Raw genomic sequence first — 13,377 nt, forward strand, 5'->3', positions numbered from 1 at the left:
GTAGGGGTGTCGGGGACAGGCAGCGGATCGATTGAAAGTTTTGGTCAGCCGGCATCAACCGGTCGCCCGGCGGGCACCGCCGGGCAGCGCTCGACCCGCCTGCAGGGCGGTCGCTTCTCGCCCCCCTCAGGTCAGGCGTAGCCCTTTTCGCGAGAGGCCTTCGTCGCGGGTCGCCCGGCACGACTTACTGGGTGGGCCGGAAGGCAGCCCCCCAGGGAAAGCGGCCCACCTTGATCGATTTGACCGCCTCGCGGCTGGCCACGTCGATCACCGTCACATCCCCTGACACACCATTGGTGGTAAAGAGCTTTGAGCGATCTTCGTTGAAGTCCATGTGCCAGACGCGGCGACCGACGAGGATATAGTCCTCCACCTCAAAGGTCTCCGCGTTGACAACCGCCACGTGGTTCGAGGGACCGAGGGCGACAAAGGCATGGGTATCGCCCGTAGTGAATTCGAACCCGACGGGCTGCACCTTGTCGGGGTGTACGCCCTGCACCTCAAAGGTGATCTTGGCCTTTTCCGCCTGATTGCCGGTATCGAATACCGTCAGCGTTCCGCCGATCTCGGAGCTGACCCACATTTCGGTCCCCTCCTTGGCAAACTCCGCATGACGCGGGCGACTGTCCACCAGCGTGTTGGCGAAAAGTTCCTGGGTTTCGGTGTCGATCCAATGGGCCATGTTGGTCGTCTCGGAGGTGGTGATGGCGATCTTGCCATCGGGCGAGACGGCCATGCCCTCGGGCTCTACGCCGACGCTGATCTGGGCGATGACCGTCCGGCTTTCCACATCGACTACCGTGGTGATCGCATCGTCCTCATTGGCGATATAGAGGTGCTTGTCATTGGGATGCAGCACGAATTGCTCGGGATCCTCGCCCGACGGCAGGTCGTGCAGGATCTTGCCCGTGGTCGGGTCCATCACCTGCACGGTATTGCTGTCGGAGGCGCAGATGTAGACCTTGGAGAAATCCTTTGAAAAGATGATGCCGCGGGGGCGTTCGCCGGTCTCGTAGGTGGCGATCACCTCCAGCGTGTCGGTTGAGATCACCGAGACGGTGTCGTCCTTCTCATTGGTGACCCAGATTTCACCCGCATGGGCGGTGGTGCTGAGCAAAAGGGCGGTGGCAAGCGTGGTACGGATCATTGAAAGGCCTCACATGTGCTTTCGGGCTGGTCGAGCCCGAGACTGTCCAGTTCATTGACGTGGTGCAGGAACCCCTCCAGCGGCGCCTGTGCGACAAGCGCGCGGGGATGTGCCAGCGCGATGGGTTGGCGCAGCTGTCCGTTCCAGGGGCGGAAGGTCAGGGGACGGCCCTTGAAACCCGCCAGCGTGAAATCCGTTGACAGCATATAGGCGCGCACATCGGTGGCCTCCGCGCTGCCAGTGCGGGTGACGGCCTCGCCCAAGGTGCGAATGGCGGCCCAGGCGGCATAGTCCGGCGACTGCATGGCGCGGCTGTGTGCCTCCGAGAAGCGCGACTGCAGTTGCGCCGCACCCCATTGCTCGATCACCGGCGACCAGGTCAGCGCCGACAACCCTTCGGAGCCGGTCACGGGCCGCGCCTCCCAGGTGTTATAGAGCACGTAGCGGCCGAAATCATGCAGCTCATCGGCGAGGATCATCGCGTCGTAATCGCCGAAATCCTGGGTGAAGAGGGGCACCTCCTGGCTTGCGTTGCGACGCATGTCAGCGTCGAATTCCCAGGTCTTCTCTGCCGAGAGGCTCAGCCCGAACTTCTCAAGCGAGCGGCGCATGGCGCGGGCGTAGGCCAGATCCTGCGGGTGGGTCCCGGCAATCATCACCAGATCGGACCAGCGTTTCGTCACGAAGAACTGCGCCAGTGCGTCGGTGCGCATCGCGTCCGACGGCAGCGTGTGAAAGAGGTTTGCGCGGCAGTCCGCATCGCGCAGGCTGATATCGCCCTCGGAGACATTGAAGATCAGCGCATCCTGCGCCGCGGGCAGATCGGCAATGGCCGTTTGCACATCAGCCGGTGCATGCAGGATCAGATAGGGGCTCCGGGCCAGTGCCGTGCGCGCCGCGGCGAGCGCATCGTCACCTTCGGACACCATGACCTCGGTCAGGATATGGGTCTGGCCCAGAAACTTGCCGGTCGTCTCGTTGTCCGCAAGACCAGTCCTCACACCAGCCAGGCCGATGTCGTGGGGGATGGGATCGAGGTTCGACAGCGTCGGCGGCAGCGGCACCTCCACATGCAGATAGGTAGCCTCCAATGTGACATCCGACAGCGCGGGCTGTGCGCAGCAGAGTACGCCGATCACGGCAAGAAAGCGGTACATGATGGTATCCTCCCAATACCTAAGTATCGGGTTGGCGCAGGGCCTTTGAATTCGACTTTAGTCGGGGAGAGGTGCTTTGCTGGCGTGTAACTTATTGTACTAAAACAATAAAACCGTCGCAGAGCGCGGCGCACCCAACCAAAGTCCCATATCCCCGTCGCCGGAGGCTGCGTAGAAGCACACCAAACGCAACAATCCATCCGGGAGGAGAGATATGGCACGTCAAACGAGAACGCTTTGCGCGGCGGCACTGGGCCTGATGGGGGCTGCGACACTTGCCTTTGGTCATGGCGATGTCTCGCCGCAGGCGGTGGATACGGCCGGTCTGCCCAAGACAGGTGACGAATGGCTGATCGAGAACCCCTACCGCGCCGACAAGGTGGGCGACGAGGTCTGGCTGACGGCAATCGAGATCGGCGCCTCGGGGTATAATCAGAACTGTGCCCGCTGCCACGGGCTGGAGGTTGTCTCCGGTGGGCTGGCGCCCGATCTGCGGTTCCTTGAGGCCGAGGAATACGGCGATGAATGGTACGTTGAGCGGTTTCGCACCGGCTACACCCAGAACGGTACCACCAAGATGCCTGCCTTCGGCGAGCTTCTGGGACAGGACGCTGCCTGGGCCATTCGAACCTATATCGAGACCCGCCCGGACGGCGATGCGATGGAGGAATACGCAGGCGAGCTGAAAGGTTTGCGCGACACGCTGGCAGGCTATGCCAGCGATCAGTCGGGCGCCGATCCGGATGCGCTGAAGGCGCGGCTCAATGAGATTGCGGGTAGCATCGAGACGTTGTCGGGCGCGCCTGTGGCGGATTCCGTGGCCTTCCGTGCTGCCAAGCTGATCGACGGCACGCCGGAGCGCTACCGCGCTGCCGCCGAAACCCTCACCATCGGCTTGTCCGCCGCGCAGTAGCCATGCGCGTCACACTGACTTCGCTGCTACTGGCCGCTGGCCTGTCCTTGCCCGGTGCTGCCGGCTGGGCAGCGGATCCCTGTGCGGATCACGTGCCGCAGCCCCGGCCCCAGAACGCCAGCCGTGATATTGTGGGGCAGGAAATGGACGTTCTGCAGGAGCAGGGGCACATGCTCTTTGCGGTCTATGAGGACTATCCGCCCTACAGTTGGGAAAAGGGTGGCAAGCCGCACGGCGTCGATGTGGAGATCGCCCGGCTGATTGCCGAGGATCTGGGGGTCGAGGCGCGGTTCAACTTCGTGGCGGCCGGCGAGAACCTTGACGCAGATCTGCGCAACAACATCTGGCGCGGTCCCATCGTCGGGGGGCGTGTTGCCAATGTGATGATGCGTGTTCCGTACGATTCGGCGTTCAAATGCCGGGTCGAGCAGGTGGTCTTCACCGGCCAGTACGCCACGGAGAGCATCGCGATTGCCTATGATGCCGCGAGCTACCCGGATGAAAAGCCGCTTCCTGCCTACTTTCGCTTCGATACAGTGGCAGTGGAGAACGATTCGATCTCGGATTTCTATCTGTCGGCTCTGGCGGGCGGGCAGCTGAGCGGCCAGATCCGCCGGTTTTCTACCATGCAGGAGGCGATGGCAGCCCTGCGTGCGGGCGAGACAAAAGCGGCGATGGGTCCGCTGGCGGAGCTTGAACACGGGCTGTCGGAGGGGCTGGAGGTTCATCAGCCGCCGCTGCCCGGTTTTGCCGTTGGCCGCTGGACGCTGGGGGTGGCGGTGAACTTTCGCTACCGGCCGCTTTCCTATGCAGTGGATGATGCCATTCGCTACGGGATCCAGGATGGGCGCATTCCGGCCATCTACGCCGCCTACGGTCTGAGCTACCAGCCGCCGGAGTGGTAATTGCGACCTTTGTCCTACTCCGGTGATTGCCAAGGACGGGTAACATGGTTTGACTGGGGTGGTCATACATCCCGAGAGGAGAGAACATGCAGCTAAGTGACGGCAGAGTGATCAATGCTGATGTGGCCACTGTCTGGGCGGCATTGCTCAGCCCGGATGTGCTCAAGGAATGCGTGCCAGGCTGCCAGGAGATGAGCGGCTCGCCCGAGGAGGGCTTCGAGGCGACGGTCGTCCAGAAGGTCGGCCCGGTGAAGGCGACGTTCAAGGGGGCCGTCAGCCTCACGGATATGGTTGAGCACGAGAGCCTGACCATCAGTGGCGAGGGCAAGGGTGGCGCTGCGGGCTTTGCCAAGGGCGGGGCGGATGTGCGGTTGCGTGCCGAGGGCGCGCAGACGGTGCTGGAGTATGATGTGGAGGCCAAGGTGGGTGGCAAGCTGGCACAACTGGGCAGCCGGATCATCGACGGGTTTGCCAAGAAGATGGCGGATCAGTTTTTCACGAACTTTCAGGATGCGGTCGGTGTGCCGGAGGCCGGTGATGCCGAAGCCGAGGCTGCTGCACCGGGTGAAAAGAAGAAAGGGTGGTTCAAGCGCCTTGCGGGTGCTTGAAGGGCCGAAGGTCTAACAGGGGAAGAGATTTATGCGTATAGATATGGTTGTGAACGGCAAGGAGGCCGGGGGCGAGGTCGAAGGGCGCACTGTCCTGTCGTCGTTTCTGCGGGATCAGCTGGCGCTGACCGGGTGTCATGTGGGCTGCGATACCTCACAGTGCGGCGCCTGCGTCGTCCATGTGGACGGGCAGGCGGTCAAGTCCTGCACCATGCTGGCAGCTGAGGCGGCAGGCTCCGAGATCACCACGATCGAGGGCATGGCCAATGCGGACGGATCGCTCAACGTGATCCAGCAGGCGTTTCAGGACCACCACGGGTTGCAGTGCGGGTTCTGCACGCCGGGCATGGTGATGTCGGCGGCCGCCTTGCTGAAGGAGAATCCCAAGCCGTCGGAGGCGGAAGTGCGGGATTACCTCGAAGGCAATATCTGCCGCTGCACGGGCTATCATAACATCGTCAAGGCGATCATGGCGGCCTCCGGTCAGGATGTGGTTCCGGTTGCCGCTGAATAGCCAGTCAGGGCTCTGCCCTCGCGCGGTCCTTGCGGACCGCGCTCACCCGGAGTTTTTCGGGCAAAGTGAAAGAGATCCTGTCATGCGGATGGCCCGGCGTTTCGGGTCCGAGGCATGGCACCGATAAATTGAGTGGGCCCTGGGCCCCCGTTCCACAGGGAGGAATGACATGCCAAAAGATGGCGGCATTGGCGCAAGTTCAAAGCGTCGCGAGGACGTCCGGTTTTTGACCGGCGAGGGAAATTACACGGACGACATCAATATCCGGGGGCAGGCGCATGTGTTCTTTCTGCGCTCGGATGTGGCGCATGGGGCGCTGAAGGGGGTGGATACATCCGATGCGGCGGGGATGCCCGGGGTGATCCGGATCTTTACGGGGGCGGATTTCGAGGCCGTGGGCGGGATGCCCTGTGGCTGGCAGGTGACCGACAAACATGGACAACCCATGCAGGAGCCCCGCCATCCGATCCTGGCGCACGAAAAGGTACGGCACGTGGGCGAGCCGATCGCCGCGGTTGTCGCGGAGACCTTGGAGCAGGCGCGCGACGCAGCCGAGGCGATTTCCGTGGACATCGACGAGTTGCCCGCGGTTGTCGATATGAAGGCTGCCGTGGCTAGTGACGACGTCAAGGTGCACGATGATCTGACCTCGAACCTTTGTTATGACTGGGGCTTCGTGGAGGAGAACAAGGCGGCAACCGATGCCGCGTTCGAGAAGGCGGCGCATGTGACGACGCTGGAGCTGGTGAACAACCGGCTGGTGGCCAACCCGATGGAGCCGCGCGTGGCCGTGGGCGACTATGCCCGCGGGACCGATGATCACACGCTCTACACCACCAGCCAGAACCCGCATGTGATCCGGCTTTTGATGGGTGCCTTTGTGCTGGGGATCCCGGAGCATAAACTGCGGGTTGTGGCACCCGACGTGGGCGGCGGTTTCGGCACCAAGATCTTCCACTACCAGGAAGAGGCTTTCGTGACCTTCGCGGCGAAAGCGTGCAACCGGCCGGTGAAGTGGACTTCATCGCGGTCCGAGGCCTTCATGTCGGATGCCCACGGTCGTGATCACGTCACCAAGATCGAGCTGGCACTGGATGCACAGAATAACTTCACCGCGGTGCGCACCGAGACCTTTGCCAATATGGGCGCCTATCTCAGCACCTTTGCGCCCTCCGTGCCAACGTGGCTGCATGGGACCCTGATGGCGGGGAATTACAAGACACCGCTGGTCTATGTGAACGTCAAGGCGGTGTTTACCAACACGGTGCCCGTGGATGCCTACCGCGGTGCGGGTCGGCCAGAGGCGACGTTCCAGCTGGAGCGGGTCATCGACAAGGCCGCGCGGGAGCTCAATGTGGATCCGGTGGAGTTGCGGCGACAGAATTTCATCCGGGAGTTTCCCTATGCCACGCCCGTGGCGGTGGAGTACGACACGGGCGACTATGACGCCACCATGGACAAGGTGCTGGAAATTTCCGACCGCGAGGGGTTTGCCGCGCGGCGGGCGGAGAGCGAGGCCAAGGGCAAGCTGCGCGGGTTCGGCATCAACTGCTTCATCGAGGCCTGCGGCATCGCGCCGTCGAACCTTGTGGGTCAGCTCGGCGCGCGTGCGGGGCTTTATGAGAGCGCCACGGTACGGGTGAACGCAACGGGCGGTCTGGTTGTCATGACAGGCTCTCACAGCCACGGGCAGGGGCATGAGACGGCCTTTCCCCAGGTGGTGGCCGAGATGATCGGCATCGATGAGAGCATGATCGAGGTCGTCCATGGCGATACGGCCACGGCACCGATGGGCATGGGAACCTACGGGTCGCGCTCCATCGCCGTGGGTGGGTCGGCCATGGTGCGGGCGACGGAAAAGATCATCGCCAAGGCCAAGAAGATCGCAAGCCACCTGCTGGAGGCCTCCGAGGGTGACATCGAGCTGAAGGACGGTGCGTTCAGCGTCGCGGGCACGGATAAATCCGTGGCATGGGGTGATGTGACACTGGCGGCTTATGTGCCTCATAACTATCCGCTGGAGGACATCGAGCCGGGGCTGGAGGAGACGGCGTTCTATGATCCGTCGAACTTCACCTATCCGGCGGGGGCGTACAGCTGCGAAGTGGAAGTCGACCCGGCCACGGGTGAGGTGACCATCGAGCGGTTCGCGAGTGCTGATGACTTTGGCAATGTGATCAACCCGATGATCGTCGAAGGTCAGGTGCATGGCGGGATTGCCCAGGGTATCGGTCAGGCGCTGCTGGAGAACTGTGCCTACGACGAGAACGGGCAGCTGCTGTCTGCATCCTACATGGACTACACCATGCCGCGGGCGGACAACCTGCCGCCGATGGATCACTATGTGGTGGATCACTCTTGTCAGACGCCCTGCACGCACAATCCGTTGGGTGTAAAGGGCTGTGGGGAGGCCGGGGCAATCGGGTCGCCGCCGACAGTGATCAATGCGATCATTGACGCGCTGCAATCGGGTGGTCACAAGGTTGATCACATCGACATGCCGGCGACGCCAAGCCGCGTCTGGTCGGCGATCCACGGGTGAGAGATTGGGGAGTGATGCCGGCCGGTGTCAGGGGCTCTGCCCCGTTCGGCCTCAAACGGTCCTTTGGACAGTTTGCCGCTGGCGCGGGCCGGCCTCACCCCCCGGAGTTTATCTGGCAAGATGAGAGAGCCTTGCGGGGCTGCGGCTTGCCGGGAGAGGAGACAGGATATGTATAATTTCGATGTTGAGATGCCGGGCTCAGTCGCGGATGCGGTCAGTGCCATGGGGCGGGAGGAAGCGCAGGCGCTTGGCGGGGGGCAGACGTTGATCCCCACGCTCAAGCAACGGTTGGCGAGCCCGTCGGTTCTGGTGAGCCTGAGCAAGATTTCCGAGATGAAGGGTGTTTGCACCGGCGAGGACGGCGCGCTTTGTATTGGCGGTGCGACGGTGCATGCGGCTGTGGCGAAGGACGGGTTTGCCGGGCTCGCGGGGCTGGCATCGCGCATCGGCGATCCGGCTGTCCGGGCGCGCGGCACGATCGGCGGGTCGCTGGCCAACAATGATCCGTCGGCCTGCTATCCCGCGGCGGCCCTGGGCTGTGGTGCGACAATTGTCACCAATTCCCGCGAGATCGCGGCGGATGACTATTTTCAGGGAATGTTCGACACGGCGCTGGAAGAGGGCGAGATCATCACGGAGGTGCGCTTTCCTGTACCGGAGGTGTCGCGCTACGAAAAGTTCGTGCAGCCGGCTTCGCGCTTTGCGCTCGTCGGGGTATTTGTCGCCCGGTTCAGCGAAGGTGTGCGGGTTGCTGTGACGGGCGCCTCCGAGGACGGTGTGTTCCGCTGGGCTGAGGCTGAGGCTGCGTTGTCTCAGGCTTTCTCCGAGAACGCTGTGGATGGGTTGAGCGTACCTGCGGACGGGATGATTTCCGATCTTCATGGCTCCGCGGCCTATCGGGCGCATCTGGTTGGCGTGATGACCAAACGCGCAGTGGCCAACGCCGCGTGACACACAGGAGGGGCGCGGGTGATGCCGTGCCTCTGGTCGCTCTGAGGATCGGGAGGCCCGCATCACGCGGGCCTTTTTGTCGTCTTTCGGCGCTCAGACTGTGCTAAGGTCTCCATCCGGTGAGACGAGCGTGATGCGGCCCAGACCCGGGCGTGCGTCCTTGATTGATCTGATCTGCGCGAGCGGCGTCAGCACCAGCGCTGTCGAGAGGCTGTCGGCGAGCGTGGCGGTGGCGGCTTCGACCGAGACGCTCGACCAGTGGGGGCGGGCGGCAGGGTGCAGGATATGGGCCTCATGGCCCAGGTGCAGGGCGCCGGGGCTGGAGGTGGCGATGGCATGGTCCTGCAGGGTGCGGTTGCCCAGATGACCCCATCGGGGATCGCTGAGGCCCAACCGCCAAGGCCCGGCCAAGGCGCGGAATTCGCCGATGTTGATGAGGGCCTCGCGGAAACCGCGGCGCTGCAGTCCCGAGGCCACCGCATCGGTGGCGAAGCCTTGTGCGATCCCGTTGAAGGTGATGGCTTGGCCCCGCTCCAGCGTGACCGCTTCCGGGGTGAAGGTCACCCGTTCCCAGCCGACCCGCGCGCGCGCTGCATTTGCATTGCCACCGGTTGCCGATGCCTGCCAGAGGGGTTGAACGGTGGGATCAAAGAGGCCGTCCGTCAGGTGATACGCTGTGTCTGACGCCTGCATCAGCGCGAAAAATCGCGGGTCGGGCTGGTGAAGCTGTCCCGTCCGGTTGAGCTGGGACAGGGCCGAGCCAGGGTCATAGAGGCTGAAGAGTGCTTCGATCTCGCGCAGCGCGCGCCGGGCGTCGGTTAATGCGGCTTCGGTCTGCGCACGGGGCCCATTTAGCGTGATGGCGACGTCTGCGCCGAATGCGCGTCCGCGCCACGTACTGGCCTGGGCTGTAGCAGGAACGCAGGCAAAGCCCGCCGAGATGGCGATGAAACGGCGGCGCGACAGTCTCATTCCGCAGCCACCTTGTGGATGCCGCGACCGCGGGCTGCCAGGACCAATGGCACGCAGCGCGCCTTGTCCTCGTGAATGGAGACGCAGTCAAGGCATTGGAAGCATTCGGAATACTGGATCTCTCCGGTCTTGGCAATGGCACCGTAGCTGCATTTGACCCGGCAGAGCTGGCAGGGCGACCCGCAGGCCGCGCGCCGGGCGATCCAGTCGCGGCCCCTGATCTGGCCGCCGATCGCCATCACCGCACCGAGGGGGCAGAGGTATCGGCAGAAGCCCTTGAACAGCACCATGGAGAGCAGCAAAAGCCCTGCGGCATAGGCGACGTAATACCATTCGCGGATAAAGAAGGTGGTGATGGCGGTCTTGAAGGGTTCGACCTCGATCGCCTTGTCGAGCCGCGCGGGGGCGGTGAAGGCAACCACTACCAACCCGGCGAGCACCGCGTATTTCAGCCACTTCAATCGTGCGTCCCAGACGGGCGACGGGGTGATCTGCGGGACGCGCAGCAAACGGCCCAGATGGTTGGCGAACTCTTGCAGCGCGCCGAAGGGGCAAAGCCAGCCGCAGAAAAACCCTCGCCCCCAGAGGACGAAGCCCAGTATGGCTGCCGCCCAGACCATCAGCGAAAAGGGATCGTAGAGCAGGAAGGCGAAACTGCCGCCATCGACTCCGGTACGCAGGACGGCCAAGACCGTGGCGATTGACAGCTGTCCCTGTCCCCACCACCCCACGAAGACAGTCATGAAGGCGAGGATCCCCAGCCGGATGGGTGTGAACTGCGGGTGACTGGCAAGAGACGTCTGCGCCCGCACAAGCAGGACCGTCAGCCCCGCCAGAAAGACGCCGAGCACCGCCAGATCCGTGACCCGGTTCCGCAAGGCGTCCACCCAGGGCGGCGACGGTTTGACGACCTCTGCCCGGGCAAAGAATCGCTCCGGCGCGCTGTAGGGCAGCTCAAACGTGGCGGCGCCGATCTGTGGCTGAAACATCCCGTGTTCGCGTAACGCCTTGATCTGAAGGATCCAGTCCGCGGTGGGATCAAAGCCAAGCCGCCTGTCGGTGCGCAGGATGAGGGCGGTCCCGTCGCGGATCTCTTCTGGGACATCGGCGTGCAATTCGATGCTCAGATCCGCATCGCGGAAGGCCACGGGAAAGCCACCTTGTTCGGCGCTGATCAGGTCGGGCGCGGTATTGCGCACGAAATCCTCGGTGATCAGCCCGTGGCGGGCGGTCTCGATCACCAGCACCGGCTCGTCCATGGCGGAGATCGACATGAACTGCCTGAGCTCGGCCAGGCTGTCGTCCGAGAGGACCGCCCGGCCGACCGCGGGCGGGCCCAGATCGACCACCCAGAGGTCAAGGTATGTCTCGTCGGGGTAGTCGCGCGCGTCGGGGTCATCGTCTTCCCAGAGCGTTCCGGCAAAGGCCGCATCGACCTCGGCGTTGGTGACTGTCAGCCGGCGCGCGATGCCCTGATCCACCAGATCCTGCCAGCCGAGTGCTTCGTCATGTGCGGGATCGGGGTAGGCTGGTGGGCCGGTGGCGATCCCGTTCATCTTTTCGCGCGCCACCTGGAGTGTTGCTGCCAGCACGCTCTCGTGGGCGATGCGTACGCTCGCCGTGGCCTTGGTCACCCCGTCCAGGTAGACCAGCGCAGAGCCATCCGTGCCGCTGCCATAAGGGGTGCCAACCACCAGGCTGTCGGTGATGGAATGGCCGCGGTACTGCTCAAAGAACTTGTGGAACGCCGCCTGACCCAGGCCCGAGACAAAGATGGGCTCATTGTGGGACAGCAGCTTGACGTCGATGAAGCGACCGTCGAGATCCAGCACCACCAGCAGGTTGATCGGCGCGCCGGAAAAACCGGGCAGGGGGGCCATTGGCTCCGTCTCGAACACGAAACCCGCCTCCGCTCCGCCGGAGTTCAACAGCTGCCAGACGCCCGTATCGCTGATGCGGTCGCCCAGTGACATAGGCGGTACGATGTGCGGTGCGATATCCTCGCGCAGCAAGGGTTCCGCGACCGCGGCCGCGGCACAGAAAACCCACAGGATTGACGCCAACATGGCCGCGAGAAACGCGGATCGTACCCTCATCATGGTGGCAGTCTACGGATGCGGATTGTTGCTCGCCATGGGACTTAGGTCGCGCCGCGTCGGGGGTCAGCGGCCCTACGCCAAAAGTCGTGCTTTGGGAGCATGGCCGTCCGTGCTACCAAGACGTACCGAAAGAGGAGGAAGACACATGGCTTGGACGAAACCCATCATCCGCGAGATCGAATGCGGCATGGAAATCAACATGTACGGTCCCGGTGAGGACGACGAGCGCGGCGCCGAGCGCGACGTCATCTAAGCGCTCAGCGCGACGACACAATGCAGATTATTGTTCTTGGGGCAGCCGCCGGTGGGGGGCTGCCCCAATGGAATTGCGGATGCCGGAATTGCGCCGATGCGAGGGTCGGTCGGTTGCCGGTCATGACCCAGTCTTCGTTGGCGGTGTCCGTGGATGGGGTGTCCTGGGTCGTCCTGAATGCCTCCCCCGATATCGGCGTCCAACTTCAGCGCACGCCCCAGCTGCATCCTCGCAGCCTGCGCGATACGCCGATTGCCGCGGTGGTTCTGACCAACGGGGATATCGACCATATTGCGGGGCTGCTGACACTGCGCGAAAAGACCGCGTTTACGCTCTACACCACATCGGCAGGTGGCGAGATCGTCGAGACCAACAGTGTCTTCAACGTGCTCGACCCCGCTTTGGTCGCGCGGCAGACGGTGCATCTGGATCAGGGGTTTGAGCCGGTGAGCGGATTGACCGTGACCCCTTTCGCGGTACCGGGCAAGGTGGCGCTATTTTTGGAGGATGCCGACGCGCTGGATCTGGAGGCTGTGGGCGAGCAGACTGTGGGCCTGATGCTGGAGGCCGGTGGCAAGCGGGTTGCCTATGTGCCGGGCTGTGCCGCCATCCCGGACTGGCTGCGCAAGCGGCTGGAAGGCATTGATCTGTTGCTTTTTGACGGAACGGTCTGGGAAAACGACGACATGCCCCGCAGCGGGACGGGTCAGAAAACCGGGGCGCGTATGGGGCATGTGGCGCTGAATGGCGCTGGCGGGTCGCTGGCGGGATTTGCGGATTTGCCCGCACGCAAGGTGCTGGTCCATATCAACAATACCAACCCCGTTCTCCAGCCGGATAGCCCCGAACGCGCGGCGGTCCAGACAGCGGGCTGGGAGATCGCCCACGACGGGATGGCCATCACGCCCTGAGGTGCCGGCGAAGGCAGGGTGCGTCAGATGTACCGGAGGTCGAGAAATTCGCTTGCGATGCCAACGCGAAAGCCTTAGACCGCCCACGCAGGAGAGGTGCCGGAGTGGTCGAACGGGGCGGTCTCGAAAACCGTTGTGGGTGCAAGCCCACCCAGGGTTCGAATCCCTGTCTCTCCGCCACAGGCTTTTCTGGAACAGAAACGCTAGTTCCCTTCAGATCGAAGACCTGAGCGGCAGTTGCTTCGCAGATGCAACGAGAGCGCCCAAGGTTTGAACTATGTCCCTTGCGCCCCGCCACTTAGCCTTCATTTTATTGAGAAAATACCGGGCTTTGATCTTCTGCTACTGACCTACAAACAGATGTCTTGCGGTTGCTTCGATATATTAGCACCGATGGTGATGCCC

12 protein-coding genes and 1 tRNA gene are annotated in these 13,377 nt (G+C 63.3%); 9 read left to right on the forward strand and 4 right to left on the reverse strand.

All coding sequences use genetic code 11. The features are described 5' to 3' along the window. Positions 1-184: 184 nt before the first annotated feature. Both Q1A53_RS10380 and Q1A53_RS10385 read right to left on the reverse strand, forming a co-directional pair. Positions 185-1,147: a YVTN family beta-propeller repeat protein gene (locus Q1A53_RS10380; protein ID WP_299965991.1), complete on the reverse strand. Its 963-nt coding sequence runs from the start codon at positions 1,145-1,147 to the stop codon at positions 185-187. Further along, positions 1,144-2,304, reverse strand: coding sequence for an ABC transporter substrate-binding protein (locus tag Q1A53_RS10385; RefSeq protein WP_299965994.1), 1,161 nt, complete (start codon positions 2,302-2,304; stop codon positions 1,144-1,146). Before Q1A53_RS10385 ends, Q1A53_RS10380 begins: the two co-directional genes overlap by 4 nt. Before the next feature lie 214 nt (positions 2,305-2,518). Here Q1A53_RS10385 and pedF point away from each other — a divergent pair, with 214 nt between their 5' ends. The 6 genes from pedF (at position 2,519) to Q1A53_RS10415 (ending at position 8,737) form a co-directional block, all read left to right on the forward strand. Beyond that, complete coding sequence (pedF, locus tag Q1A53_RS10390; protein ID WP_299965997.1) at positions 2,519-3,217, forward strand: cytochrome c-550 PedF; 699 nt, start codon at positions 2,519-2,521, stop codon at positions 3,215-3,217. 2 nt (positions 3,218-3,219) lie between these two features. Next, the gene (locus tag Q1A53_RS10395) at positions 3,220-4,122 is read left to right on the forward strand and encodes a transporter substrate-binding domain-containing protein (protein ID WP_299966000.1); all 903 of its coding nucleotides are present in this window, start codon (positions 3,220-3,222) and stop codon (positions 4,120-4,122) included. 86 nt (positions 4,123-4,208) lie between these two features. After that, positions 4,209-4,730, forward strand: a complete 522-nt coding sequence (locus tag Q1A53_RS10400) for a CoxG family protein (protein ID WP_299966002.1) — start codon at positions 4,209-4,211, stop codon at positions 4,728-4,730. 31 nt (positions 4,731-4,761) lie between these two features. Then, positions 4,762-5,244 carry a (2Fe-2S)-binding protein gene (locus tag Q1A53_RS10405; protein ID WP_299966004.1) on the forward strand — a complete coding sequence of 161 codons (483 nt, stop codon included), beginning with the start codon at positions 4,762-4,764 and terminating at the stop codon, positions 5,242-5,244. Between the two features lie 169 nt (positions 5,245-5,413). Then, positions 5,414-7,786, forward strand: coding sequence for a xanthine dehydrogenase family protein molybdopterin-binding subunit (locus tag Q1A53_RS10410; protein WP_299966006.1), 2,373 nt, complete (start codon positions 5,414-5,416; stop codon positions 7,784-7,786). Positions 7,787-7,954: 168 nt separating this feature from the next. Next, a complete protein-coding gene (locus tag Q1A53_RS10415) occupies positions 7,955-8,737 on the forward strand; it encodes a xanthine dehydrogenase family protein subunit M (RefSeq protein WP_299966008.1) in 783 nt (260 codons plus the stop codon). Positions 8,738-8,830: 93 nt separating this feature from the next. On the opposite strand, the gene Q1A53_RS10420 is transcribed toward Q1A53_RS10415, so the two are convergent. Then, positions 8,831-9,709, reverse strand: a complete 879-nt coding sequence (locus Q1A53_RS10420; protein WP_299966010.1) for an FAD:protein FMN transferase — start codon at positions 9,707-9,709, stop codon at positions 8,831-8,833. Continuing rightward, the gene (locus Q1A53_RS10425) at positions 9,706-11,805 is read right to left on the reverse strand and encodes a 4Fe-4S binding protein (protein ID WP_299966087.1); all 2,100 of its coding nucleotides are present in this window, start codon (positions 11,803-11,805) and stop codon (positions 9,706-9,708) included. Before Q1A53_RS10425 ends, Q1A53_RS10420 begins: the two co-directional genes overlap by 4 nt. 148 nt (positions 11,806-11,953) lie before the next feature. Between Q1A53_RS10425 and pqqA the strand changes: the two genes are divergently transcribed. The 3 genes from pqqA to Q1A53_RS10440 all read left to right on the forward strand — a co-directional run bounded on the left by pqqA (position 11,954) and on the right by Q1A53_RS10440 (position 13,152). Further along, entirely contained in the window at positions 11,954-12,061 is a 108-nt protein-coding gene (gene pqqA / locus Q1A53_RS10430; RefSeq protein ID WP_299966012.1) for a pyrroloquinoline quinone precursor peptide PqqA, read from the forward strand. 20 nt (positions 12,062-12,081) lie between these two features. Further along, positions 12,082-12,972 carry a pyrroloquinoline quinone biosynthesis protein PqqB gene (gene pqqB, locus Q1A53_RS10435; RefSeq protein ID WP_299966014.1) on the forward strand — a complete coding sequence of 297 codons (891 nt, stop codon included), beginning with the start codon at positions 12,082-12,084 and terminating at the stop codon, positions 12,970-12,972. A gap of 90 nt (positions 12,973-13,062) precedes the next feature. Continuing rightward, positions 13,063-13,152 (forward strand) — tRNA-Ser (locus Q1A53_RS10440). Positions 13,153-13,377: the final 225 nt, after the last annotated feature.

This window comes from uncultured Roseobacter sp. (assembly GCF_947496515.1).
Taxonomy (GTDB): Bacteria; Pseudomonadota; Alphaproteobacteria; order Rhodobacterales; family Rhodobacteraceae; genus Roseobacter.